Raw genomic sequence first — 25,831 nt, forward strand, 5'->3', positions numbered from 1 at the left:
ATTAACCCTCAACACTTACTTTGCTACCAGGGCGAATTTTAATAATGCCTTCGGTAATCACTTGCTCGCCATCGCTAAGGCCTTCATCAATCGCTACCCAGCCGTTATTTCTGCCAGCAACATGCACTTCTACCTTGTTGGCAATACCATCTTTAACTTGGTATACAAAATGTTTATCTTGCAGTGGGATCACGGCTTTTTCTGGCACCATAAGCGCCTGATTACTACTAAGCTCCAAAGCGGTGTTTAAAAGCATACCAGGGCGTAATAACCCGGATTTATTAGCAAAGCTTGCGGTTACTTCTACACTGCGAGTAATCGAGTCGATACGAGAACTAATATGGGTCACTTTGCCGGTAAAAGTGCGCCCTGGGTAGGCATCGTTTTGAGTATGTACTTTCATGCCTAGGTTAAGTTGAGATAAATATTTTTCAGGGACTTTAAAGTCAACTTTTATAATACTAATATCATCAAGCGTTGTAATAATTGTATCGCTACTTACATAAGCACCAACCGACACTTCTCGTTTGCCTAATAAGCCAGAAAACGGCGCGGTAATTAGCATTTCATCAAGTTTGGTTTTAGCGCTTTCTAGTTGGGCTTGCGTGGCATCTACGCGAGAAAGCTGCTCTTCTAATAATGATTTAGCGGTAGATTGCGTACGAGAAAGCTCAGTAAGGCGGCTTAACTGACGTTTTTCTTCTTTTAAATTAATGCCTAGCTCTTTTACAGCGTATTGTTCTTGCTGATTTTGCAGCTGCACAAGGCGTTGGCCTTTACTTACTAAGTCGCCATCTTCAAAATATATGTGTGTAACATAATCGCTTTGTGCGCTTTTTATATAAATTGCTTGGTTTGCGCGTGCACTGCCTATGGCTTCAATCATAACGGTGTTTTCTTGAGATGATACCGTATGAGCCATTACCTGTGTGGGTGTATCACTTGAATTAGATTGTTCACCATGGCTAGATGGCAAATATAAGTACACACTTAAAATAACAAGAAGCGTAATTAAAAATGGAAAAAGAGCTTTACCTGACTGTTTTGAATACATCGTTTTCATACCTGAAAATAAATTGTAAGTATTGTACGAAATAAGACCGTGAAAAGGCGGTTATGTGTCTCATAAATTTGTGCGTTAGGCGTAAAAATTTATGAGACTAATTACTTGTTCCCATTTAACACTAAAATTATGATAAAACGATGAAGCAACCACCGCAGTGTAAAACCTGTTTAACAATGAGAAAAATAATACTTTGGGGTATTGTTATGTTTTTATTTTATATGGCTTTTTACCAATATGGGTAAGCCAAGTTCAATAATAAAATACAGGGCGCAAGGGGCGCGCAATGGCATTGAAGTACTTACTGTAGGCAGCGTAGGTTTGGTATTTATTATGCTGTTTAATTTACTGCGCCCGGGTGAAATTAGCTTAATAGAAATTTTTTTAGTAAGCATGTGCATAGCTGCTATTTTTATTGGTTTTTTAAAAACACAGGAACCTTATTACAGTTTAGTGCTTAGTGAGTCCTTACTTGTGTATCAGCATAAGTATGGCCAGTGGCAATTACATGTTAGTAACTTACATCACAGCGGTATTCCTAAGGTGGCTGACGGCCTTGAACACCTTGAATTAAACGCAGTAGGTTTAAAACTCAATGATATGGACGAATTTTTAAGCGCTATACACCCACGCATTGCCGGAAAACTACTGATAGAGCAGCGTAATTTATTTATGCAAGCTGTTCAAAAACATTGCAAAAATGGCAATTGCCCATCAGAATGGTTAATAGAAGAGACACAATACACCTCACCTAAAGGATTTAGCTATACTGGACTTATAGCTATGTTTGCTAACAGAGCCAAGCACCTTGAGTTGTTAACGGGATATAATTTACTGTTACCCGCAAGTGTATTAGAGACAGACATTTGGTCGTTCAGTGCCGATTTAAATAAATGGAAACGCGCACCTGAACGGTTTATAGCATCGCAAGTTGGACACTAAATGCGATAGTAGGAAAAATAATGAGCCAAGAAAGATCTTTTATAAAGAGTGGTCGCAATACCATCATCCATAAAGATAAAAAGCTTGATCTAGTCATTGTAAATGCAGAGCAGCACCCACGTATAAAGGTAACTCAAAATGGTTTGGAGCCATTTAAAGAGGACCTACCTAAAAACCGGCGTGATGCCAAAGAGCGTTACCTTGAAATTGTTAATGTAAGTAGCGCTGATATTTTTGGCGAAGAAAAACAGCTGTTGTTTATTCAGGCGCTTGATGGGCGTGAATACAAAGTAGATTACTCAAAAATAGGCACTAAGCTGTTTGTGCGTATTCATCAAGATACGTATATGTAATACCAATCCGCAATAATGCTTAATCATTTTGCGACACGTTTTCCAGCCTCAAAATGGTTCACTTAATTAAGCGAATTGGTATAACTCTAAATGGCACCTTTATTGCTAGTGATTACACTATAGTAATTATTTGACATTATAGGTGCGTTTTATGAAAGCGTTTGCTTTTACTCCCCTTATATCTTGTTTTTTATTGGCTGCCTGTGGCGGTGGAGGCAGCGGTAGTGATGACTCTGCTGTTGAAACCTCGGTTAATGCCGGAACCGATCTTCAGGTTGTAGAAAAAACAGAGTTTACAATCACCGCACAAGGCTCACCAGCCGACGGTACCTTTACTTGGCAGCGCGTTAGCGGGCCATCTGTGGACGGCTTCCCGCTTGAAGGTGCAGAGCAAACAATTACTGCGCCCGATGTTAAAGCCGATAGTGAACTTGTACTATCTGTAAGCTATCAAACAGATAATGGCAGCTTAGTTAGTGACAACGTGAGCATATTTATTACCTCAAGTAATCAATTACCGCTTGCTGTTGTTAGTCAAACAGCCCCAGAAACACTACCTTCAACCTATAACGACACCGTAACGTTAAGTGCTGAAGAGTCGAGCGACCCTGATGAAAATGGCCAAATTAATAGCTATCAGTGGCAATTAATTTCAGGCCCTGATTTAGATGTAACCGACTTTGACAACTCTACGGTAAGTTTTAGCCACCCGCTGCTTGAATCAAATACTAATTTAATATGGCAATTAAGCGTTACCGACGACGAGGGCGGCGAGGCAAGTACTGAATACAGTATGACATTAAATAAAACAGACGAGCTGGTTGTGGCCAATGCCGGAGATGACCAAAACGTTGAAGAATTTGAGGAAGTGACCTTAGATGCAAGTGAAAGTGACACCCTAACAGATACGTTTTCATGTAGCTGGCAACAATTAACGGGCAATGCCGAAACGCTGGCAAATACTAGCCAATGTACCACGACATTTTTTGCCTCCGACGTTGATTTAGATACCACATTGAGCTTTGAAGTCACTGTTACTGATTCTAAAGGGCGCACTGACACCGATACCGTATTTATTGACGTATCACCAAAAGCATTAGGGTTAATTAACGACAGTGGCCTAGGCGAGTGTTATAACAATACGCAGCGTATCAATTGCCAAAGTAGTGACTTTCCGGGTCAAGATGCAGAGCTTGGACGAGACAGCTTTGCCAACCAACTCGATAAAGCAGGCCAAGGTAACCTTGCGTTTGACTACACTAAGCTAAATCAGTTTGCTGATGAAGTAGCTGATGATAGTGACGACTTTACTTGTATACGCGACAACGTAACGGGGCTTGTATGGGAAGTGAAAAGTGTAGAATCAGGTACATTACCTAATACCACCTTACGCGATGGCCAAAATCATTACTTTTGGGATTTAGGCACGACAACCTTTACCGATACCAGTACCGCTAATACCACCTGCCCAGATGATACAAGCTGTGGTGTGCAAACCTATATAAATGAAGTGAACGACTTAGATTTTTGCGGCGGTACCAATTGGCGCTTACCAACTTACACTGAGCTGTTGAGCTTAATAGATTATGGCAAGCAGGGCGAAAACGTATTAATTGATGAAGCGTTTTTTCCAAATATGCCAGAAGCAGGCGCTATAGATGATGTGAATTTACCGTACTGGACATCGCAAACTGCAGCCGATGGTACCAGCTTATCGCAAGCGTACATTATTGATATGAGCAACGGGAATGACTTAGCCTACCCGAAAGAAAAGTACGCGTATGTACGTTTAGTCAGAAGCCGATAGGAGAAAATCATGAAAACATGCTTACTATTTTCAATGGCTGTATTTAGCGCAAGCTTTCAACTAGCCGCAGCGCAAACGTGTTACGACGGGGCGGATACAACAACACCAACCACACGCTTCACCCTTAATGACGATGGCACAGTGTTAGATACAGAAACAGGCCTAATGTGGCAACGTTGTAGCTACGGACAAGTTTACGATAGCGACACTGAAACATGTACAGGCTCTTCTCCGTCACTTAATTGGCAAGAAGCACTTAGAGGCGCAGAAAACGACACCACTGCCGATTACGACGATTGGCAGGTGCCTAATATTAAAGAGCTTGCCAGTATTTTAGAGCACAGCTGCACCGAGCCAAGTATTAACGAAGAGGTGTTTTTAGGCACTAAATTGCAAAACTACTGGAGTAATACCTCAGGGGTAAGCACGATGAGCTCAGCATGGGTTTACCAGTTTGATAGCGGGCTTAATAGCTTACATGCTAAAACCAGTGACGTGTATTTACGTTTAGTGCGTTACGAAAACTAAGTAAAATAAAATAGCCAAGCACTTAGCTTTAATACAAAAGCGCCGCTAAATTTAGCGGCGCTTTTTTGTTTTACATAAATTTACGTTATTTCAATAATAAAGCGCATACAACGTTGTTACTTTGTCGTTTTTTTTGCCATTATAGGCCGAGTTTTAATGACGAAGGAACATTGCGGTGTATTTAAGCTACTTTGGCTTGAGCGAAAAGCCATTTTCGATCTCGCCCAACCCCCATTATTTATTTTTAAGCGAACGCCACAAAGAGGCACTTGCCCACTTAACCTATGGATTAGGCGAAGATGGCGGGTTTGTATTGCTAACCGGCGAAGTGGGAACAGGCAAAACCACCATTACCCGCAGTATGTTAGAGCAACTGCCAGAGAACACTCAAGTTGCAATGATCCATAATCCGGCGCTGTCGGAGCTTGAGCTTTTGGCCAGTATTTGTGATGAGCTAAACATTACTTACGATGCCCAAAATGCCACCCTTAAAAGTTTAACCGACATTATTAAGCAGCACTTAGAGGCTAATAACAAAGCGGGCGGGCACACAATTTTAATTATTGATGAAGCGCAGCTCCTTGCCCCCGATGTGCTTGAGCAATTACGACTATTAACTAACATAGAAACTGATCATAAAAAACTGTTACAAATAGTCTTAGTGGGCCAACCAGAGCTTCAGGCATTATTAAAACGTACTGAGCTTAGGCAGTTAGCTCAGCGAATTACAGCACGGTATCATTTATTACCGCTCACCCAAGGGCAAACAGTTGCGTATATAAAGCATCGTTTACATATTGCCGGGTGTGATAAAGGCGTGTTTTCGCTCGATGCGATGCAAGCTGTACATCAGTTAACTGGCGGCATTCCACGCTTAATGAATTTAGTCTGTGAGCGCGCGTTAGTCGGGGCTTTTTCTAAGCAGCAGCTTATTGTTGATAGTGATATTATAAAACAATCAGCCCAAGAATCACTGCCTATGGACTTTGTGGCTGCGCAGAATAATGCACCTAAATCCACTGGCCGTGTTTATTATTACTTAGCATTTGCTGCTTTGTTCGCAGTAGGTGTTGGCATGTCGTTTATTATATAGTTAGGTAATTTATGTCTTATTTATTAGATGCATTAAAGCAATCTCAACAAGCAGATATGAGCGCCGAGCAATATGATTTGCAGTCAGCGCAGTTAAAACAGCAGCAAGCACTTACGCGCTATAAAAAAATGGTGTGGCTACTTGGCGGCGCAATTGCAGCATTTATTGCTATAGCGGGTGGCTTTACAGCAGGTAAGTGGTTTCAAAGCAGCGCACTATTAAACGCAACCCAGACGGTTGATGTTGTTAGCACTGATAGCAAAAAGCAAAAACAAGCAGTAACAGATGAGCCAACTACAGCGCAAAATAAAGCCGAAAAGCCTGTAACATCACCTTCTTCAGAGGCTGAAAAAAATAGTAATAAAGCAACGATTGAAGGGCAGTTGGTGTATGTACAAACACCTACCGGGGTACAAAAAATGTTGCTTACCCCACAGGGGCAGTATATCCCTATTAATGATAATCTGGCGCAGCAGCAACCAGGTTACAATGTGCAACCCCCTATAAATGCTAACGGGTATAATCAAAATGCGTTTAATCAGCAAACTTACAATGCACAGCTACCTAATACGCAAAGCTATAATCCACTTGCTTATAATGCACACGGCCAAAACACGCACTTTATGCAGCCACAAACACAAAATACAAGCTCAGCAGGTTTAGATATGAGCAAGTATAAAGTGCTTGGAAAACCACTGAATGGTGAAAATACCCCAAGCACGCAAGCGCCGCAAAGTAGTCCGGAGCTTGATGCTGTACCGAGTAAATTAAAAGATGCCTTTGCGCAAGCGATAAAAGACTCGGAGCAAGAACAAGATTACGAAGTAACCCAGGCCTCACGCAGTTCATCTCGAGTTAAACCGGTTGAGCTATTACCAGATGGCTTACAAGCCATGCTGCCAAGCATTAAATACCAAGCACATATATACTCTTCAAGTGCAGATAAACGCTGGATAAAGCTTAATGGGAGAGAGCTACACGAAGGGGAGAGCATAGGGGCACTAACAGTGCGCGAAATTACCCCAGAGCAAAGTGTACTTGATTTTGATGGTTATGAATTCAGTATTAAAGCTTTGCAGGATTGGCCGCAATAAAGCGCAGCTAATAAAGTAAAGCCGCAAAACTGAGGCTTTACTTTTTAACTCAAGGTAAAATAGCGTTTTTGTAAAAGCGCTCTAAATCAATGTTGTAGTCGGTCGGCTTAACAGTTGATTCGAGCTTGTCAGCTGTTTTTTTATTTGCCAAGTTTATATCTTGCATTTCCGTGTAGCGACCGTGTTTAGCACTATAAAATGTTTTAACCACCGGCTTTAAAGGCGTTTCAGGGTTACTCTGTGTAACTAAGCCTACTTTTTGGCTAGATAAGCGCACTAAGGTGCCTACTGGGTGAATGCCAATACATTGGATAAACTTAGTAAGTAGCTCACCATCAAAGCTATCAGGGCAACCATCTTTTAAAATTTTAAACGCTTTTATAGGCTCCATACCTGCTTTATATACCCGCTCTGCCGTGAGTGCATCATATACATCTACAATTGACGCCATACGTACGTATTGGCTTATCTCATCGCCTTTTTTGGCAAACGGATAGCCTTTTCCGTCTAAGCGCTCATGGTGTAGGCCAGCAATATCTACAGCAATGCCCGTTAACCCCGCTTCTTCTAAAATTTGCTTAGAATACAGAGCATGGTTTTGCATAATTTTAAATTCGTCATCACTAAAGCGACCCGGTTTATTGAGCACTTTATCAGGAATTTTAATTTTTCCTATGTCATGTAACAAAGCACCTGTAGTGAGCTCTACAATAATGTCGCGCTCTATGCCTAAGTGCTTTGCAAAAATACCCATTAAAATAGAAACGTTGATAGAGTGCTCTAATAAGTAAGCATCTTTTTGGCGCATTTGCGTTAAGCAGGCTAGGGCATCTTGGTTTCTAAAAATAGAGTCCATAAAGCCACTGGCAAGTTCTTTAAAAGGCGCTATGTCTATATCTCTACCCGCTTTTATATCGCCAAAGGCCTTTTGTTGAAGTGTTTTAGCTTCGTCGTAGAGCTTTTTAGCTTTGCCCATTTCTTGTTCGCTACTATGAACTTTAAGCCAAGGGTCGCGTTTTTTAATCTCAGTCTTAGGCGCTGGGGCTTGGGTGTCGGGCTCGGGTGTAGTTAATGTTTTATCTGGATCTATCTCTATTTCTAAAATGCCCGCTTTTTTAAGCTTATCGATACTCGCCTGAGTTTTAACCCAGCCTTGGTTTTTAATTTTAATGCGCCCAGTTTGTTTTGTAACACTTTGAACAAACATGCCAAGCTGTAATTGCGAAATAGAGATAACTTTCAATTTTTTTGCTTCTGTAATGGGTCTTTGTTTAAATTAGCATCATTATACGTTTCAATATAAAAAAAAGGCACTTTTAAGTGCCTTTTTTTTACATTTTTAGTTAATTAGTACTAGATGGGCTATTCGTCATCTTCTACTAGGGTCATCAGTGAAGTATTACCACCAGATGCGGTAGTATCTATACTGATCGTTTTTTCAGTAATTAAGCGCTTAATTAACGTATCGTAATACTCTGAAGTAATTACTGGCAAAATAGCGCCTTTACGCTGTGCAAGTTGTTGGCTGAAGTAACCTAAACGAGATGAACGTGCAGCAACCACCGCACCCGCTAAGTGAGGGTGAGCCAAAATAGCTTGTAGCTGATTAGGTTTTGCAACCTGGAACACGCCCTCAGCAACGCCTGTGGCAATAAACTTATCTTTAAAGGCTACCGCTTCATCGTAAAATAGCTCTGATGCGACCGTAATTACTGTATTACCTGCAGCAAGTGCTGTGATGATTGAAAGCGCCCAAAAGTTAAATGACGTGCTTTTATCTGCATAACATACTACACAACCACGTGCTTCAAGGTGCAAGGTGTTTGATTCACCAGTAGGCCCAGGCAAAGTGGTAAACTTACGCATGTGTTTTTCTAAACGGTTAAGTTGTGCACGCGCTTCTGAAAGCGTTAATGCCAAATCGTCCGCTAGGTCATCAATAATTTCGACCGTTGCTACTTTAGCAAGCAACTGACGAACAGCCGATACACGGTCATTTAGCGGTGTTGCACGCCAAATTTTCTCATCGCGCATTGAGTTAGCCATCAGCTTTTCAACTTGCTCGTTTGCACCGCTGTAATGGTGTAAATCAAGCTCATCTGGCGTTAGGTTAGTCATTTGCACGTTATCAGGTGATGCTTTCTCTTTTACTAAACGCTGCAGGTAGTTAGGGCCACCGGCTTTAGGGCCAGTACCAGATAAACCACGGCCACCAAACGGTTGCACACCTACAATGGCACCAATCATGTTGCGGTTTATATATACGTTACCCGCACGCGACATTTTAGCTAGGTACTCACAACGCTCTTCAATACGTGAATGAACACCCATTGTTAAGCCGTAACCTGTGTTGTTAATTTGGTCAATCACGTTGTCGATATCATTCGCTTTAAAGCGAACAATGTGCACACATGGACCAAATACTTCACGTTTAAGTACTGATAAATCTTCGATTTCGTATAAACGAGGGGCAAAAAAGTAGGCGCCATTTTCGGTGTTATCAGGGATCTTACATTCGTAATGAAGTGTTGCATTACCTTTTAAGTATTCAACATGATCATTTAGCGTTTTAAGGGCTTTTTCATCAATTACTGGGCCTACATCGGTAGAAAGTAATGACGGGTCGCCAATATGCAGCTCGGCGAGTGCGCCTTTAAGCATTTCTATAATGCCATCGGCTACATCTTCTTGTATAAATAATACACGCAGTGCTGAACAACGCTGACCTGCACTTTGGAAACCTGAGCTTATTACATCATCAACAACTTGCTCTGGCAGCGCTGTTGAGTCCACAATCATACAGTTTTGGCCACCGGTTTCTGCAATTAGCGGTACTTGAATATCGTTACGCGCAGCCAGTGTTTGTGAAATCAGTGTGCCTGTTTCTGTAGAACCGGTAAACATAACAGCCTGAATACGCTCATCAGGTACAATTGTTTTACCTACCTCAGAACCGCGGGCAATCACCGGCTGTACTACATGCTCTGGTAAGCCAACCGAAAGCATTAGCTCAATAGCGCGAAGTGCAATTAAGCTTGTTTGCTCTGCAGGTTTTGCAATAACAGTATTACCAGTCACAATGGCAGCGGCCACCTGACCTAAGAAAATAGCAAGCGGGAAGTTCCACGGGCTAATACATAAAATTACACCGCGTGCTTCAAAGCGCTCATCGCTTGCAAGTTCTTCTGCACGTGCCGCGTAGTAACGACAAAAATCAACGGCTTCACGTACTTCGTCAATACCATCTTGCGCAATTTTACCGGCTTCTTTAATACAAATAGCGACGAGCTCATCGTGGTGACGCTCTAAAATATCTGCCACGCGGCGTAATAAATTAGCACGCTCTTTTACAGATGTTTGTGACCATGACTCAAACGCCGCTTCTGCATTGGCCAAAATGTCTTTCATCTCATCGCCAGATTGCAGTTTAACGTGGCCGATGATTTCGTTGTGATTAGCTGGGTTTTTAATCGCTAATGCGCCTTCAGGTACTTGGCTTTGATCAATTAAATGCTCGTTAAACCAGCTTTCAAGGTTTTCTTTGAATGGCGTAATTACATTAATATCGGTTAAGTCCATGCCTTTAGAGTTAGCACGTTCGTCGCCGTATAAGTCGATTGGCATTTTAATTTGCGTATTGTACTTATTACGTAAACCTTGCAGTGTTTCTACTGGATCAGGTAATAGCGACTCAACTGGTTTAGTGGTATCTACAATGGCGTTTACAAACGATGAGTTAGCGCCATTTTCAAGTAAACGACGTACTAAGTAGGCAAGTAGGTCTTCGTGCTGGCCAACGGGTGCATAAACACGGCATTGAATTTTTTCTTCATTTACGATTTGGTCAAATAAAGATTCGCCCATACCGTGTAAACGCTGGAATTCAAATCCGGTGTTATCGCCTTTAGCAACTTCTAAAATAGTGGCAGCAGTGTAAGCGTTGTGTGTTGCAAATTGCGGGTACAGTACATCGCGTGCTTCTAGCATTCTAATCGCACAGGCTTTGTAAGATACATCGGTAGTTGCTTTACGCGTAAATACTGGGTAGTGCTCTAAACCACCTTGTTGCGTGGTTTTAATTTCTGTATCCCAGTAGGCACCTTTTACAAGGCGAACCATCATTTTGCGGCCTACACGAGTAGCAAGTTCAGTTACCCATTCAATAACAAAAATAGCGCGCTTTTGGTATGCTTGTACGGCTAAACCAAAACCTTGCCAGTTACCTAAATCTTCATCGCTAAATACCGCTTCTATAACATCTAACGAAATATCTAAGCGGTCAGCTTCTTCTGCATCAACTGTAAAGCCAATGTCGTATTTTTTAGCAGCAAGCGCGAGCTCTTTCAGTTTAGGTACAATTTCGGCCATTACGCGGTCTTTATGCGTGAATTCATAACGTGGATGAATAGCAGAAAGTTTAACTGAAATACCAGGGCTTTTAACTGGGCCACGGCCATTTGCCGCTTTACCAATTGCATGGATTGCGTTCATGTAGCTGTCGAAGTAACGCTTGGCATCTTTCATTGTGCGCGCGCCTTCGCCTAGCATGTCGTATGAGTAAACGTAGCCTTTTTGCTCTTTTTCAGCAGCGCGTTCAATGGCTTCGTCAATGGTGCGACCCATAACGAACTGCTTACCCATAATTTTCATGGCAAAGTTTACAGACTTGCGAATCACAGGCTCGCCTAAACGACCTATGGTCTTTTTAAGCATGCCAAATTGCTGTTCTTTGGTTTTATCTGTGTAGTTAACCATTTTACCGGTTACTAATAATCCCCACGAAGAAGCATTAACGAATAAAGAATCGCTGCTTCCTAAATGAGAACTCCAATCACCTTTAGCAAGCTTGTCACGAATTAACGTATCTTGCGTGGCTTTGTCTGGTACGCGAAGTAGGGCTTCGGCCAAACACATTAACACTACACCTTCCTCACTAGAGAGTGAGAATTCATTTAAAAGTGCGTCTACACCGCTTTGACCGTCTTGATCTTTTCGAATGTTTAAAACAATCTGGCGAGCTCTTTCCCATGCACGGCTTCGTGCTTTAACACCCACTTCTGCAAGTGGTAAAATATGATCAATAACAGCATTTTCATCAATGCGGTAAAAATCACGAATTTTCTGTCTTGTAGGACAGGTTGTTGTCAAATCGCCATTGAATAACATAAGCAACCCTTAGGAATGTTAATATGTAAATAGTAGAACAAAACTTATGTGCTTGGGCTGTTGAGCTAAAGCAACTTTGCTACCAATAAATTACCAGTGATGTAATGCGTGCATTCTAATTAAATTTCAGCAGAATATGCTGGTTAAATTTCACGATTTACGATAATTTACAGGGCATATTTTCAACTTATCCGTATAAAATTCTGTATGACAAGTCCAAATAGATTACGCCTGCTTGATCGTATCGATTTAGCAATATTAGACGTTCTTCAAAAGAACGGCAGAATTTCTAATGTTAACCTAGCAAAACAGGTTAATTTAAGTCCTAGTCCATGCCTTGACCGTGTAAAACGTTTAGAGCAAGAAGGCTATATAGAAGGGTACTTTGCAAAGCTTAGCGAACAAAAGCTGAATCAGAGCTTAGTAGCGCATGTGCAAGTATCGCTGGTGACATCTAACACGGCTGTTTTTAAAGTATTTAAAGAGCATATACTTAAAATTGAGCAAGTTGTAGAGTGCGATATGGTAGCGGGAGGGTACGACTACCTGCTAAAAATTAGGGTCTCGGATATGGATGAGTATCGACAGGTGCTAGGAGACTTGGTCGATATTCCGGGCGTAGGTACTCACCATACTTACATGGTAATAGAAAAAATTAAGCAGGATCCTGGTTTACGTTTGGATGTTTAAAAACCAAATGCTTATTGCAATACATTACACACACATTAAAAAAGCACCTAAGGGTGCTTTTTTAATGATTAGCCAGCGGCTATTAAACTTAGTTAACCAAGGTTTAGGTTAATTAAGCCCACCCTTCGTAGCGCTTACGGCGCGAAAGTACAACGGTAAGTATAATACCTAAAAACAAACCTATAAAAGCAATAGCGCCACCATAAGTAAGTAATTGGCGTTTTTCTTTTGCAGTGGCTGCTTGTTTTTGAGCACGTTCTTGCTCAAGTGTTGTTTGCAGCTCAGTAATTTGTTGATTAAGCAATTTGTTTTGATTAGTTAAGCTTTGATTATGTTCTTGTAACTGAGGTAGCTCAACTTGTGCTTGGCGTAGTTTGTTTTGCACTGTGCTCATCTCGCTACTGAGTGTTTGATACTGCTGATGAAGCCCTGGCGTTTGCGATATAAATTTAGACTCAACCCAACCTTCACGGTCTTTATCGTCTTTTATTTTTATAAAGCCGTTTTCTTCTTTTGATAGCACGGTTAATTTAGTACCCGCATCTACAGAGCCAAGTAAGCGGTAGTTTTTACCTGCGCCAGAGCGCATAAAGGTATATAGATTATCGATTATATAAGCTGAATTTGCATCTGATGAATTGGCTGTTTGAGCTTCTTGTGCTTGGCTTATAAACGAGGTGGCTGTTAAAAGTAGCCCTAGTAAACAGTGTTTTAGCATTTATCTACCTTGTTAGTCTATCCGTGTCCGTTGTGGTTGTGATTGAGATTTTCACATAAGTAGTGAGATAGTATGGATTAAACGCGTTAATAGCAAGGTTGATATTGTAACCCAGTGCGGGTGTTGCTCAGCCAAAAAGGTTAAAAAATTTGCAAAATGAGGTGGCTTTGTTTATTTTGAGCACTTATTTATTTTAAAGGTAATCCTCAAGCCTAATGGATACTGAGATAGAACTGAAGTTTTTGGTATCAGATGCCGTTGTTCCACTGATCCCCTCGCTAATCACACAATTTGCTAAAACGGTTATTAATAAACCTTCACGTAGTTTGCAAAATGCCTATTACGATACCCCAAGTAGAGAGCTAAGAGCCCTTGATATAGGTTTTAGAACCCGCTGTGCCGACAGTAAATGCGAACAAACAATAAAGCTTGCTGGCGAAGTTGTGGGTGGGCTACACCAACGTCCTGAATACAACTTACCCATTGAATCAAGCCGTCCTGATTTATTAGCATTTAATAATGCTATTTGGCCTCATGGTATGCAAGTAAATGCTATTAGCGATAATTTATATCCTATTTTTAGCACTAACTTTATTCGTCGTACTTGGTTAATAGAAACCCCAAATGGCGCAAAAATTGAAGTCGTGCTAGATAAAGGCGAAATAGCTGCATCAGGTAAGGTTGATATTATTAGCGAGCTAGAAATAGAGCTTGTTGAGGGCAACAGAGACGAGCTATTTGCTTTGGCAGATAAACTTGTTAGCCAAAACTGTATTCGTTTAGGGCTTTATTCAAAAGCAGCTAGAGGCTACCGACTAGCCGATGAAACACCGCTTAAACCAAGTAAGTCTATTGGGTTTGTAAAATTAAAAAAACAAGCAACTCAAGAGCAAGCACTAATAGAGGCCATGAACTTTGGTATTCGTTTTGTGCAAAAGCATGAGCAGTGTTACTTTGACAAACCAAGTTTAAAAACGCTCAAACGTGTGACTGATGGCATTAGCTTAATTAGGCATAATTTTTGGTTGTTTGACGATATTGTAAGTAAAGACAGTACTGAGCAATTAAGAACAGAGTTAAAGTGGCTGTTAAGTGAATTAGCCTGGGTTGAAAATGCAATTCAGCTAAAAACTTATACATCTAAACGCCATGCATTTTATAAAAAAATAAATGCAGCGCCTGCATTAGCGCAAGTTATTAACGATTTAAAAGAGCTACAGCCAAGCATTGATGATATTAATGCTTTGTTTCAAAGCGCGCGATACAACCGTTTATTGCTGTCGTTAACTACCTGGTTGGTAGATAAACAATGGCGTAAGTTTTGGGGGCAAACTCAGCTACAAGCGGCAGAGCAGCCAGTAGCTAAAATTGCTAAACGTTTATTTAATAAAGATTGGCAAAATTTAGATAAGCTACTTCCTAAAGAGCAAACGCTTACAGCACAAGATTATTTAAGCTTACGCACCCAATTAGAAAACAGCTTATTAAGCGGTAATTGCTTAGGGTCATTGTTTGACAAAGAAGAGCGCTTAGAATTTAGACTGCCGTGGCTGGATATTTCTCATGGTATGTACGAGCTCAGCACGCTGGAATATTTAAAGCAGCTTTGTGGCGGGCAAGAAGACGAGCAGTTGGCTAAAATTCAACAGTGGCTAGATCAAAAGTCAGATTACTTAGTCAGTGCAATGGAGCAAAGCCGTTTAGCGTCTTTTGATATAGAGCCATACTGGCAGTAATATATTTAAGCAGGTGTGTATGGGCACCTGCTTTAATCTTTTTGTTGAAACGTTCTTAAACCTCCTAAATTAAATAACCTCTTAATTTCTACGTAATAAAAATGGTGCGTTAGTCACTCGTTAACTATGCTTATAGTCATAAACCTGCAGCGGTAAGACTAATATGAAGTGTAGTGTTGTTTTGCTTTTTTTATTCAATAGTATGGGTGTCTATGCTCAAACCTTTACTTTTGGTGTAGTTCCGCAATATGAGCCTCAAAAACTCACTGCAATATGGCAGCCCTTTCTTAATAAAGTAACCGAAAAAACAGGCGTGCAACTAAAGCTTGTTACCGTGGAATCAATCCCGGTTTTTGAGCAAGGGTTTGCAGATGGCGATTACGATTTTGCTTATATGAACCCATGGCATAGTGTGATTGCTTACGATAAGCAAGGCTATTTACCGATAGTGAAAGATGCTGCGCGCCATTTGCAAGGCGTATTAGTGGTCAATAAAAACAGTAATATTGAATCCGTTAAGCAGCTTGAAGGCGCCGAAATTGCTTTTCCTGCGCCTAATGCATTAGGCGCTTCTTTATTAATGCGGGCGGAGCTTGCCCTATTGTATGGCTTAACAATAGAGCCTGTGTATGTACAAACGCACTCATCTGTTTATTTAAACGTGGCACTTAACGCAACGCCTGCCGGCGGCGGGGTAATGGGCACATTAAAGCAACAGCCTCAAAATTTGAAGCAAAAGCTAAAAGTTATTTACAAAACGCGGAAGGTTAGCCGCCACCCCATTGTGGTTCACCCTAGAGTAAATAATCAGGTACAAGCGCAAGTTCAACAAGCAATTATAGAAATAGGGAGCGACCCTAAACAAAAACACTTACTAGCGGGTATTCCTATTATTAACCCAAGTAAAGCAAGCATTGACGATTATAAACAATTAACGCAATGGGGTTTACGCTCGTTTTATGTTGAAAATTAACTGGTGGCGCAGCCTAAGGGTTCAAAGCTTTATTGCGGTAATGGCATTTGGCTTTTTATTAATATGCTTATTTATTTTTTACGCTTTGCCAGAGCAAGCTAGGTGGGTAAACGATGGCCTTTCTAGCGCAGCGCAGCGCTCTTTACAGCAACTATCCACATCAATAAAAACCCCTTTATTAACGCGTCAATACGCACAGCTGTATGAGCAAATAGACGCGCAACTTAATACAAACCCTAATTGGAAAGCAATTAGGGTAGTAGAGCCGACTACAGGTAATCAGTTATATCCATTAGATGAGTGGCAGCTGTTAGCGCAGCAGGGCAATGTTACGTTAAATGAGCATATTACTTTTTTAGATAAACCTTTGGCTGAAACAACGTTAGTCGTTAATTTTGAAGACGAAATAAACGAAGCGGCCAAGCTACATTACACATTAATTTATATACAGTTTTTTATACTTGTGGTGTTTTTTATTGGCTTAGCTTGGTTGGTCGATTATAGAATTACCAGCCCTTTACGGGCGCTCGAAGTCGCCTTTTCTAAACTGGCTAAAGGGAACTTTGATTGCCACGTTAGCGTTCAGCAAAAAAATGAGATTGGCAGCGTCATAAATGCATTTAATAAAATGGCCGGTGAGGTTGCTACTAATCATCAAAAAGTAAACGCGCTGAGAATTCAAGCCGAGTCGGCCAGTAAGGCTAAGTCTGACTTTATGGCGAGTATGAGCCATGAGCTTAGAACGCCGTTAAATGCTATTTTAGGGTTAGCTCAGCTTTATCAATATGACAGTAAAGCAACCGAGGTACACAAAGACAATGCGCAAAGTATTTACCAAGCTGGTGAGCATTTACTTTTACTAATAAACGACGTGCTAGATTTAACTTCTATTGAATCGGGGAATATGCAGTTTAATTTTAAATATGCCCCCGTGAAAGACATGCTACAGCATAGTATTGAAATGGTGAGCGAACTTGCCAGAGTTGAGCTTGTTACTATAAATACTCACAATATTGACTCCCTTGAAGGTATTTACTTATATGTAGATAAGCGCCGTTTTAAACAGGTACTGCTTAATTTACTTTCCAACGCAATAAAATATAACAAAGTGCGAGGTAAAATAGATATACGCTGCGAGATTGCTGATTCAAGCCGCTGTAATATTGATATTGAAGATACAGGGTGCGGTTTTTCAGAAGATGATATTTTAAGGCTTTTTAAACCCTTTGATAGACTAGGGGCAGAGACCAGTAAAACACATGGTACAGGCATAGGTTTAGTTATTACTAAAGAGCTTGTAGAGCGTATGCAAGGGCAGCTACAAGTAAATAGCCAAATAAATAAAGGCGCGTGTTTTACCATTAGCTTTAATAGTTTTAAAGAAAGCGCTTTAACGACTATACAAGCTGATGAACCGATAAATCACCCCAGCAGTGAGCCCGCAAACTCAGCCACAGGTAAACTCCCAGTATTAAATGTGCTGGTGGCAGAAGATCAACTGACTAATCAGCAGGTTTTAAAGCAGCAACTGACCATGCTTGGCGTTAATTCAACGTTTGCAAATAATGGTGAACAGGCCTGGCAAATGCTCCAAGATAAGTGTTTTGATATGCTACTTACCGATATTCAAATGCCGTTGTTAAATGGCCTTGAATTGGCTAAAAAAATCCGAAAAAACACACAGTTCAATGAGCTAATAATTATTGCTGTTACTGCCAATATAATGGAAAAAAACATACAGGATTGTTACAGCGCTGGGATGAACGGTTTTTTAACTAAACCGATAGAGCTTGAAAGCCTAAAAGCACTGTTAATGAAACACTCGCAAGGCATTGTTCCTTCGCATACACAGCCGCTGCAAATAACAGCGCAAGCAAGCTCTATGTACAGTCAATTAGATATGCCTTTATTGTTTTCGATGTTAGGAAAAGATACGCATGTACATTGTTTAGTCTTTCAGGCGTTTTTACAGACCGCTTATGAGCAAGTTAAATTAATTGAAGCATATACACATAGTTTAAATTATGCCGATTTATCTTTTCAGGCGCATGGTTTAAAGTCATCTGCTAAATCGGTTGCAGCGTTAAAGTTAAGTGATACCTGCCAGCAGATAGAAAGCTTAGCCGCGCAAAATAAGGTCGATGAAGCGTTATTATTTGCACTACAAACAGGATTTAATGAAGTGGTTACACAGTTAAAAGTGTACTGTAATAAACATGAGGCATCTTCTTAATGCCTCATGTAATGGCCCTTTTAATTAATATTTAGCGGCCTGCCCTTTAGCGGGTAGGGAGCTTAAAATGAAGTCGCGTAAATCGTTATTTGAAAGCTTAAGATCTTCATGTCGTAGGTACATCATATGGCCGCTGCGGTACCCTTTAAAGCTTAACCTGTCTTTCATTTTTCCACTTGGGTCAAGCTGCCATAACGTGTATTTAGCATCAAAGTAATTTGTTGCGCCATCGTAGTAACCCGCTTGAATCATGACGTTTAAATACGGGTTTTGCGCCATCGCTAAACGTAAGTTTTCGCCGGTATTATTTTTACTGCGATCCCATGGGTGAACATTGCCAAATAAGTTGTATTTAACATCCGTTTTATAGTTGAGCTCTTCACGCAGGTAATAGTTAATTGCAGGCGTAAATGAGTGCAGCCAAGAGGTAAGCTCAGCCCAGTAATCAGGTGATTCGCCAGCATCGCGTTTATCAATACCTAAATAGCGCGAATCTAGACGTCCGACAGTTTGTCCGCGCTCACGTAAAAGTTCTTTCCAAAAAAATCGAGTGGGAATATCTAAGTTGTTTTGCGCTACAAACTGCTCTGAAAGGCCTGCATATTCGGCCATTTTCTTTATTATTTGGCGTTTTTTATCGGCATCGATAAAGCCACCTTTAGCGAGGGCAGGAATAAGCTCATTAATAGTGAACTGTTCTACTTCGGGTAAAAGTTCATTGAGATCTTTTTCTTGCAAGTTTTTATTCAGTGCTTTGTGATACCACGCAGTTGCAGCAAAATAAGGTAAGCGATTAGCCGCTTTTATAGGGCCGTCGCGTTTTATACCAATATCGGTCGGCGATACTAATACCACCCCATTAATGTACATCCATTGACTGTTTTGTAGTTCATGGGCAAGGCCTGATACACGAGTAGTGCCGTAGCTTTCTCCAATTAAAAACTTAGGTGAGCGCCAGCGCTCGTTTCGGTTAACAAAGGTATTTAGCCATTCAGCTAAGTATTTTATGTCGGCATTCACACCAAAAAAGTGCTCTTTTTGTTGCTCTTTCGAAAGCATTTCACCTTTGGCGTTTTCTACTACGCGTGAATAACCTGTATTTACCGGATTTACATAAACAATATCTGCTACATCTAATACTGAGTAGGGGTTATCTTTTACGCCATAAGGCTGAATGGGGTAGCCTTCGTCATCAATTTTTAATACGCGTGGGCCAGTATAAGCTAAGTGCATCCATACAGATGCAGAGCCAGGCCCGCCATTAAACGATATCAGTAATGGGCGAGCTGCGGTGTTATCGACTTTATCTCGTGTGTAATAGGTATATTGTAATGTGGCAATGGCATCGCCATTATCATTCCACACCGGCTGAGTGCCTGTTTTAACTGTGTAGCTAAAGCGTTCACCATTAATTTTAGCTTTATGCTTAGTGACTACGTGGCTATCAATGTCTATTTTTCGTTGGTTTTCTGCTGTTGCAGTACTGCTAAGCAATACGATGGCAAGCGCTAAGGTGTAACGAGTTAATTGGACAAGCTTCATTGTCGTTCCTTATTTTTGTTTAGGTGCTATTTAAAATAAAAAACACACAAATAACAAAAGTATTGAGATTAATGGTCGATAATACTGGTTAAGCCTAAGCTTATACACGCCGACATTGTTTATTTAGGGATAATTTATCTTAGCGTGTTTAGCTTAGCTAAAAAATCAAGTATATTTGGTCGACTTTGTATTTAAATTAAATACACGCCTTGCGCTTAGATTAATGGACTTAGCCTACTTACTGGCTACATAAACAGAACTTTATTGGATGTTTTTCATAACTTGTCGCTTTAGTGCAAGTTTAAGTACGTAAAATAACAAGATTAAAGAGAAGTTTATGCAAAGAGTATTAGTGGTTGAAGACAGTAAAGTAGTGCAGCAGGTGCTACGCCACTTATCGGCTCAATATTTAGATGTCGCTGTCGATTTTGCCTGGTCATTAAATGAATGCCAAGACTATATTGAGAAACATAAATACTCGCTGGCTTTAGTTGATTTAACTTTGCCCGATGCACCTAATGGCGAGGTCGCTAAATTCACACTTTCACACGCCATTCCTACTGTGGTACTTACCTCAAAAATTGATGAATATAAGCGCCAACAAATGCTAGAGCTTGGTGTTATTGATTACGTAATAAAAGACAATCGCGATTCATACCATTACGCTATCAAGTTAGTAGCTCAGCTTCTGAGAAATCAAGGCTGTAAGGCGTTGGTTGCTGATGATTCAATGCTAAGCCGCTCCTTAATGAAGCAAATGTTAGAAAAGCAATTATTTGATGTAACCGATGCGCAAGATGGTCAGCAAGCACTCGAAATAATAAAAAGTAACCCTAATATAAAATTGCTCATGACCGATTATGCGATGCCATTAATGGATGGCTTTGAACTGGTTAAAGCGGTGCGTAATTTTAGAGGTCGCGATGATTTGGCCATTATCGGGCTTTCGGGGGCAGGTAAACATGGGTTATCGGCTCGGTTTATTAAATACGGTGCCAACGACTTTTTAACAAAGCCATTTATGAATGAAGAGTTTCATTGTCGTGTTATGCAAACAATGGAGCAGTTGTCACTGATTGCGGATATTAAAGAAAGTGCTTACAGAGACTATTTAACAGGTATGTATAACCGCCGTTATTTTTACCAATATGCAGAGCAACTATTAAAAAAACAACAGCAAAACACGCTTGCATTACTCGATATAGATTTTTTTAAAAACATTAATGACACCTTAGGCCACGAAGCGGGCGATCAGGCACTAAAGCAGGTAGCCACATTAATTAAAACTACGTTTTCTAAGTTTATTGTTGCGCGGGTGGGCGGCGAAGAGTTTGCCATTATATTAGATGATATAGACACGGCGCGTGGGCGAGAGTACTTAGAAGGCTTTAGAAAAAAACTCGCTAAGCATGAGTTTTTAATCGATGAAAAACCGTTTTCTATCACCATTAGTATTGGTGTGGCTGATTTTCAAAGTACTGATTTAACACAAGCCATGCGCATCGCTGATGCTGCCCTTTATGAAGCCAAAAACAATGGCCGAAACTGTGTTGTGTAGATATAAAAAATAACATTAATTACAAGCTAGTAGGGCGTCACTTTTGGAGATGCACCAATGTAGCTAAGTTGTTAAAAAAGCGCACCTTGATGGTGCGTTTTTTTTGTTTTTAATTTACTATTCATGATTATCTTATTGATATTAAATGTTTTTTAATAGTGGCACAAAGGTTGGATTATGTAAGCCAACAGGATAACAATAAAGCGTCCGAGGGGGCCACTATGAAAATGATTAGTGCAATCATAAAACCATTTAAATTAGATGATGTGCGTGAAGCGCTCGCTGATTTAGGTATTGAAGGGATGACCGTAGTTGATGTTAAAGGTTTTGGACGTCAACGAGGCCATACAGAGCTGTATCGTGGAGCAGAGTATCAGGTAGATTTTATTCCAAAGATCAAACTTGAAATTGCTACTCGTACTGAAAATTGCCAACGCGTAGTTGAAGCAATTACCAAAATTGCATCAACAGGCAAAATTGGTGACGGTAAAATTTTCGTGTACGACTTAGATCAAATTGTGCGTATTCGTACGGGCGAACTTGATGAAGAAGCAATTTAAGGGGGCTGATTAATGGAAAACACAATTGTAGAACTCAAATTTTCACTCGACACCTTTTATTTTCTGGTGTCGGGTATATTAGTAATGTGGATGGCAGCAGGTTTTGCCATGTTAGAAGCGGGTTTAGTTCGCTCTAAAAACACCACTGAAATTTTAACTAAAAACGTGGCGCTGTATTCTATCGCATGTACCATGTTTTTATTGGTTGGCTACAACATCATGTATGTAGACAACGCTGAAGGCGGCATCATCCCTTCAATTGGCGCATTAATTGGCACGCAAGCGGCCGATGCTGACCACTCTTTAGAATCTGACTTTTTCTTCCAAGTAGTATTTGTTGCAACGGCTATGTCGATTGTATCGGGTGCCGTGGCTGAACGTATGAAGTTATTTGCTTTCTTAGCATTTGCAGTTGTTTTAACTGGCTTTATTTACCCAATGGAAGGTTACTGGACATGGGGCGGCGGTTTCTTATCAGAAATGGGCTTTGTAGATTTTGCAGGCTCTGCCATTGTTCACGGTGCTGGTGCTGCAGCTGCTTTAGCAGGTGTAATTTTACTTGGCGCTCGTAAAGGTAAATACGGTAAAAATGGTGAAATTTACCCAATTCCAGGTTCTAACCTACCACTTGCTACATTAGGTACGTTTATTTTATGGATGGGTTGGTTTGGTTTTAACGGTGGTTCGCAATTACTTCTTTCAGATAAAGAAAATGCAACAGCTGTAGGTCAAATTTTACTTAACACCAATGCCGCAGCGGCAATGGGTGCAATTGCTGCACTGTTTGTATGTAAAGTGTTGTGGGGTAAAGCTGATTTAACTATGGTACTAAACGGTGCATTAGCAGGTTTAGTGGTTATTACAGCAGACCCACTTTCACCATCTCCATTAATGGCGTGTTTACTAGGTATTTTAGGTGGCTCACTGGTTGTATTTAGCATTGTAGCTCTAGATAAAGCGAAGATTGATGACCCAGTTGGTGCTATCTCTGTTCACGGTGTATGTGGCGCGTTAGGTATTATGTTAGTGCCTGTATCTAACGGCGATGCAAACTTTGTAACACAGCTTATTGGTTTAGTGACTATTTTAGCCTTTGTTTTTGTAGCTTCATTTATTGTGTGGGCTATTTTAAAGCAAACTATGGGTATTCGCGTAACCGAAGAAGAAGAGCTAAGCGGTATGGACCAACACGATTGCGGTGTTGATGCTTATCCTGAGTTTGTATCTGTTCGCAGTAACTAATATTAAATAGATTAATCATTGTGTTCACAAAGCCCTACCTTGGTAGGGCTTTTTTTCGTTTCAGGGAAGGTTAACTTTTCAGGTGTTAGGCTATACCCAATATGCTAAGCTCACACTCGTGAATAAACCTTGGAATAAATTACACTTAAATGGCTGACAACAAAAAAACACCCAGTAGTAAAACCACTCCTAAGCGTGCACCTAAAGCAACCAGCTCGCCACGTAAAGCTAAATCAAAAACGACTAAAAAAACGTCAAACACTGTTGTTAAACGCACATTTATGCGAAAAACATGGTCTGTTTTTTGGAAATTGAGCTTAGCTGTTTTTATTGCTATGGCCATGTATCTTATTTATTTAGATTCAAAAACAACACGTATATTTGAAGGTAATAAATGGCAGTTACCTGCCCAAGTATACGCACGCTCAATGGAGTTTTACCCAGGGCAGTTTTTATCTAGTCAAGAGGTTGTGTGGGAGCTTGAGCGCCTAAATTATTCATCAGTTAATAGGCTAAGCCGCACGGGGCAGTTTGTAAAAACAGCCGATAGCATAAAAATTTACCGACGCGACTTTGAGTTCTATGATGGCCTTGAAGAATCGCACATTATTGAGCTGCGTTTTGCCGGGCAAAAGGTAGCAACCATTAAAGATAAATTTGGCAGGCGCCTAAACAGCGCTCGCCTAGAGCCTGTGCAAATAGCCCGTATTGGAAATGATTCAAAGCAAGATAGAGAGTTTGTACCGCTTGATAAGTTTCCGCCTATGTTGAAAGACACGTTATTAGTGGTAGAAGATCGGGATTTTTATCAGCACCATGGTGTGTCGGTATTTTCTATTTTGCGCGCGCTATATTCAAACATTAAAGCAGGGCGTACCGTGCAAGGTGGTAGCACCTTAACGCAGCAGCTTGCAAAAAATATATACCTAACGCGTGAGCGTTCTTTAGTGCGTAAAATAAATGAAGCATTTATTGCGCTTATTTTAGATTACCGTTATTCAAAAGATCAGATTTTAGAAGCTTATTTAAATGAAGTTTACCTAGGTCAGTCTTACAACCAAGGCGTGCATGGCATGGGCTTAGCCTCTGAGTTTTATTTTTCAAAGCCTGTTGATGAGCTGGAATATGACCAAATAGCGCTGCTGGTGGCGATGGTCAAAGGGCCTTCGTATTACAATCCTCGTCGCTATAAAGAACGCACTATGGAGCGTCGCGACCTAGTACTGCGCTTAATGGTTGAAAACAAGCTACTAACTACAAAAGAATACCGTGCATCACTTAAACGCCCAATTGATATAGCGCCTATGAAAGCAAGTTTACAAAAGTCATACCCTGGCTTTTTAGAACTTGTAAACCGTGAGCTTAAGCAGTTATTACCTGATCAAAAAACACTAGATGCCGGTGTGCGTGTATTTACTTACTTTGATTTGCAAAAACAAACGGCAATGGAAGAGTCCATTCAAAAAAGTTTACCGTATTTAGAAAAACGCCCTAACACCGATAAACTCGAAGCAGCCATGATCTCAGTTAATGTAGAAAAAGGCGGTGTGTCGGCATTAGTGTCGGGGCGCGATGTTCGCTACTCAGGTTTCAACCGAGTGCTCGATACAAAACGAAATATTGGCTCTTTAGTTAAACCCGCGGTGTACTTAACAGCCCTGCAGTTACCACATTATAACTTAGCCACATTACTTGATGACTCCCCTGTGCAGGTAACAAATGAGCAAGGTAAAGTGTGGCAACCTGAGAACTTTGATCACCAATACCGAGGTGCATTACCACTTTATAAAGCCTTTAGTAACAGTATTAATATTCCTGCGGTAAATTTAGGCCTAGATGTAGGTGTTGATAAAGTAGCAAATACGCTCAAAGGATTAGGCGCAAAAGGTAATATAGATGAATACCCCTCGCTGTTACTTGGTGCTGTAGAAATGTCGAGCTTTGAGGTTGCCCAGCTTTATACCACTATCGCAGCAGATGGCGAGTATAGAGAGCTTACCTCTGTATCTGCGCTAACAGACTCGGTAGGTAACGTTTTGTATAAGCATAAAGTTAAGTCTGAGCCGCGCTTTGCAAAAGACGCTGTATATATGACTAAATATGCCATGAAGCGAGTAACAAAGGACGGCACCGCTAAGCGTCTAAACTTACACTTTCCATCAATTCAGCTTGCCGGGAAAACAGGCACTAGTAATGATTTACGTGATAGCTGGTTTGCAGGGTTTGATCAAAACACAGTGACCGTTGCATGGCTTGGTAGAGACGATAATAGAAGCACCGGTTTAACAGGGAGTGTGGGCGCCTTAGAAGCTTATATTCGTTACTTAAAACCGCTCAACCCTGAAGCAATAGCAGATACACGCCCGCCATCAATAAGATGGGCTTTCGTCAATGAAAGAACGGGTTTACAAGCACCGCCCGGATGTGGAAAAGTCATTCAGTTACCACTAAGAGCCAGTGAGTTTGAACCTAGACCGCAGTGTATACGCTAATAAAATAAAACCTTAATAATAAAACCGCTAACTCAGCGGTT

Annotated in this window: 19 protein-coding genes; 14 read left to right on the forward strand and 5 right to left on the reverse strand. The window is 40.8% G+C overall.

The features are described 5' to 3' along the window. Window position 1: 1 nt before the first annotated feature. On the reverse strand, window positions 2-1,054 hold the full coding sequence (locus tag EJ103_RS04145; protein ID WP_126006201.1) for an efflux RND transporter periplasmic adaptor subunit: 1,053 nt from the start codon (window positions 1,052-1,054) through the stop codon (window positions 2-4). Window positions 1,055-1,300: 246 nt separating this feature from the next. Between EJ103_RS04145 and EJ103_RS04150 the strand changes: the two genes are divergently transcribed. The 6 genes from EJ103_RS04150 (at window position 1,301) to EJ103_RS04175 (ending at window position 6,880) form a co-directional block, all read left to right on the forward strand. Further along, a complete protein-coding gene (locus EJ103_RS04150) occupies window positions 1,301-2,005 on the forward strand; it encodes a DUF2982 domain-containing protein (protein ID WP_004587177.1) in 705 nt (234 codons plus the stop codon). Window positions 2,006-2,025: 20 nt separating this feature from the next. Next, window positions 2,026-2,358, forward strand: a complete 333-nt coding sequence (locus EJ103_RS04155; protein ID WP_024034321.1) for a hypothetical protein — start codon at window positions 2,026-2,028, stop codon at window positions 2,356-2,358. 151 nt (window positions 2,359-2,509) lie between these two features. Then, on the forward strand, window positions 2,510-4,165 hold the full coding sequence (locus tag EJ103_RS04160; RefSeq protein ID WP_126006203.1) for a DUF1566 domain-containing protein: 1,656 nt from the start codon (window positions 2,510-2,512) through the stop codon (window positions 4,163-4,165). A 9-nt stretch (window positions 4,166-4,174) separates the two neighbouring features. Further along, entirely contained in the window at window positions 4,175-4,693 is a 519-nt protein-coding gene (locus EJ103_RS04165; protein WP_054983192.1) for a DUF1566 domain-containing protein, read from the forward strand. A 175-nt stretch (window positions 4,694-4,868) separates the two neighbouring features. Further along, window positions 4,869-5,786, forward strand: a complete 918-nt coding sequence (locus EJ103_RS04170; RefSeq protein ID WP_024034318.1) for an AAA family ATPase — start codon at window positions 4,869-4,871, stop codon at window positions 5,784-5,786. An 11-nt stretch (window positions 5,787-5,797) separates the two neighbouring features. Further along, a complete protein-coding gene (locus EJ103_RS04175) occupies window positions 5,798-6,880 on the forward strand; it encodes a general secretion pathway protein GspB (protein WP_126006205.1) in 1,083 nt (360 codons plus the stop codon). A gap of 49 nt (window positions 6,881-6,929) precedes the next feature. Here EJ103_RS04175 and EJ103_RS04180 read toward each other — a convergent pair whose 3' ends face one another. Both EJ103_RS04180 and putA read right to left on the reverse strand, forming a co-directional pair. Continuing rightward, entirely contained in the window at window positions 6,930-8,123 is a 1,194-nt protein-coding gene (locus EJ103_RS04180) for an HD-GYP domain-containing protein (protein WP_126006208.1), read from the reverse strand. Window positions 8,124-8,242: 119 nt separating this feature from the next. Continuing rightward, window positions 8,243-12,046 (reverse strand): bifunctional proline dehydrogenase/L-glutamate gamma-semialdehyde dehydrogenase PutA, encoded by a 3,804-nt coding sequence (gene putA / locus EJ103_RS04185; RefSeq protein ID WP_126006210.1) that lies wholly within the window; start codon window positions 12,044-12,046, stop codon window positions 8,243-8,245. A 207-nt stretch (window positions 12,047-12,253) separates the two neighbouring features. On the opposite strand from putA, the gene EJ103_RS04190 reads away from it, so the two are divergent. Continuing rightward, on the forward strand, window positions 12,254-12,736 hold the full coding sequence (locus tag EJ103_RS04190; protein WP_004587169.1) for a winged helix-turn-helix transcriptional regulator: 483 nt from the start codon (window positions 12,254-12,256) through the stop codon (window positions 12,734-12,736). Between the two features lie 112 nt (window positions 12,737-12,848). On the opposite strand, the gene EJ103_RS04195 is transcribed toward EJ103_RS04190, so the two are convergent. Beyond that, on the reverse strand, window positions 12,849-13,454 hold the full coding sequence (locus tag EJ103_RS04195; protein WP_024034313.1) for a TIGR04211 family SH3 domain-containing protein: 606 nt from the start codon (window positions 13,452-13,454) through the stop codon (window positions 12,849-12,851). A gap of 215 nt (window positions 13,455-13,669) precedes the next feature. On the opposite strand from EJ103_RS04195, the gene EJ103_RS04200 reads away from it, so the two are divergent. From EJ103_RS04200 to EJ103_RS04210, 3 genes are all read left to right on the forward strand, one after another. Next, window positions 13,670-15,190 (forward strand): CYTH and CHAD domain-containing protein, encoded by a 1,521-nt coding sequence (locus EJ103_RS04200; protein ID WP_024034312.1) that lies wholly within the window; start codon window positions 13,670-13,672, stop codon window positions 15,188-15,190. A 202-nt stretch (window positions 15,191-15,392) separates the two neighbouring features. Next, window positions 15,393-16,163 carry a phosphate/phosphite/phosphonate ABC transporter substrate-binding protein gene (locus tag EJ103_RS04205; protein ID WP_241232294.1) on the forward strand — a complete coding sequence of 257 codons (771 nt, stop codon included), beginning with the start codon at window positions 15,393-15,395 and terminating at the stop codon, window positions 16,161-16,163. Continuing rightward, a complete protein-coding gene (locus EJ103_RS04210) occupies window positions 16,150-18,396 on the forward strand; it encodes an ATP-binding protein (protein ID WP_126006214.1) in 2,247 nt (748 codons plus the stop codon). The genes EJ103_RS04205 and EJ103_RS04210 overlap by 14 nt, the downstream gene beginning before the upstream one ends. A 24-nt stretch (window positions 18,397-18,420) precedes the next feature. On the opposite strand, the gene EJ103_RS04215 is transcribed toward EJ103_RS04210, so the two are convergent. Beyond that, window positions 18,421-19,938, reverse strand: coding sequence for a carboxypeptidase (locus tag EJ103_RS04215; RefSeq protein WP_126006216.1), 1,518 nt, complete (start codon window positions 19,936-19,938; stop codon window positions 18,421-18,423). Between the two features lie 337 nt (window positions 19,939-20,275). On the opposite strand from EJ103_RS04215, the gene EJ103_RS04220 reads away from it, so the two are divergent. From EJ103_RS04220 to mrcB, 4 genes are all read left to right on the forward strand, one after another. Further along, window positions 20,276-21,496 carry a response regulator gene (locus EJ103_RS04220; RefSeq protein WP_096042119.1) on the forward strand — a complete coding sequence of 407 codons (1,221 nt, stop codon included), beginning with the start codon at window positions 20,276-20,278 and terminating at the stop codon, window positions 21,494-21,496. A gap of 221 nt (window positions 21,497-21,717) precedes the next feature. Beyond that, on the forward strand, window positions 21,718-22,056 hold the full coding sequence (locus EJ103_RS04225) for a P-II family nitrogen regulator (RefSeq protein WP_004587162.1): 339 nt from the start codon (window positions 21,718-21,720) through the stop codon (window positions 22,054-22,056). Window positions 22,057-22,068: 12 nt separating this feature from the next. Continuing rightward, window positions 22,069-23,298, forward strand: a complete 1,230-nt coding sequence (locus EJ103_RS04230) for an ammonium transporter (RefSeq protein WP_004587161.1) — start codon at window positions 22,069-22,071, stop codon at window positions 23,296-23,298. A 149-nt stretch (window positions 23,299-23,447) separates the two neighbouring features. Further along, window positions 23,448-25,790, forward strand: a complete 2,343-nt coding sequence (mrcB, locus tag EJ103_RS04235) for a penicillin-binding protein 1B (RefSeq protein WP_004587160.1) — start codon at window positions 23,448-23,450, stop codon at window positions 25,788-25,790. The last annotated feature ends 41 nt before the right edge of the window (window positions 25,791-25,831 follow it).

Source organism: Pseudoalteromonas sp. Xi13 (assembly GCF_003952205.1).
Taxonomy (GTDB): Bacteria; Pseudomonadota; Gammaproteobacteria; order Enterobacterales; family Alteromonadaceae; genus Pseudoalteromonas; species Pseudoalteromonas atlantica.

Excerpts from the sequence above, each read along its gene's own strand:
- EJ103_RS04145 (WP_126006201.1), bottom strand. The coding sequence starts at position 1,054 with ATGTATTCAAAACAGTCAGGTAAAGCTCTTTTTCCATTTTTAATTACG.
- EJ103_RS04150 (WP_004587177.1), top strand. The coding sequence starts at position 1,301 with ATGGGTAAGCCAAGTTCAATAATAAAATACAGGGCGCAAGGGGCGCGC.
- EJ103_RS04155 (WP_024034321.1), top strand. The coding sequence starts at position 2,026 with ATGAGCCAAGAAAGATCTTTTATAAAGAGTGGTCGCAATACCATCATC.
- EJ103_RS04160 (WP_126006203.1), top strand. The coding sequence starts at position 2,510 with ATGAAAGCGTTTGCTTTTACTCCCCTTATATCTTGTTTTTTATTGGCT.
- EJ103_RS04165 (WP_054983192.1), top strand. The coding sequence starts at position 4,175 with ATGAAAACATGCTTACTATTTTCAATGGCTGTATTTAGCGCAAGCTTT.
- EJ103_RS04175 (WP_126006205.1), top strand. The coding sequence starts at position 5,798 with ATGTCTTATTTATTAGATGCATTAAAGCAATCTCAACAAGCAGATATG.
- putA (WP_126006210.1), bottom strand. The coding sequence starts at position 12,046 with ATGTTATTCAATGGCGATTTGACAACAACCTGTCCTACAAGACAGAAA.
- EJ103_RS04190 (WP_004587169.1), top strand. The coding sequence starts at position 12,254 with ATGACAAGTCCAAATAGATTACGCCTGCTTGATCGTATCGATTTAGCA.
- EJ103_RS04195 (WP_024034313.1), bottom strand. The coding sequence starts at position 13,454 with ATGCTAAAACACTGTTTACTAGGGCTACTTTTAACAGCCACCTCGTTT.
- EJ103_RS04200 (WP_024034312.1), top strand. The coding sequence starts at position 13,670 with ATGGATACTGAGATAGAACTGAAGTTTTTGGTATCAGATGCCGTTGTT.
- EJ103_RS04205 (WP_241232294.1), top strand. The coding sequence starts at position 15,393 with ATGGGTGTCTATGCTCAAACCTTTACTTTTGGTGTAGTTCCGCAATAT.
- EJ103_RS04210 (WP_126006214.1), top strand. The coding sequence starts at position 16,150 with ATGTTGAAAATTAACTGGTGGCGCAGCCTAAGGGTTCAAAGCTTTATT.
- EJ103_RS04215 (WP_126006216.1), bottom strand. The coding sequence starts at position 19,938 with ATGAAGCTTGTCCAATTAACTCGTTACACCTTAGCGCTTGCCATCGTA.
- EJ103_RS04220 (WP_096042119.1), top strand. The coding sequence starts at position 20,276 with ATGCAAAGAGTATTAGTGGTTGAAGACAGTAAAGTAGTGCAGCAGGTG.
- EJ103_RS04225 (WP_004587162.1), top strand. The coding sequence starts at position 21,718 with ATGAAAATGATTAGTGCAATCATAAAACCATTTAAATTAGATGATGTG.
- EJ103_RS04230 (WP_004587161.1), top strand. The coding sequence starts at position 22,069 with ATGGAAAACACAATTGTAGAACTCAAATTTTCACTCGACACCTTTTAT.
- mrcB (WP_004587160.1), top strand. The coding sequence starts at position 23,448 with ATGGCTGACAACAAAAAAACACCCAGTAGTAAAACCACTCCTAAGCGT.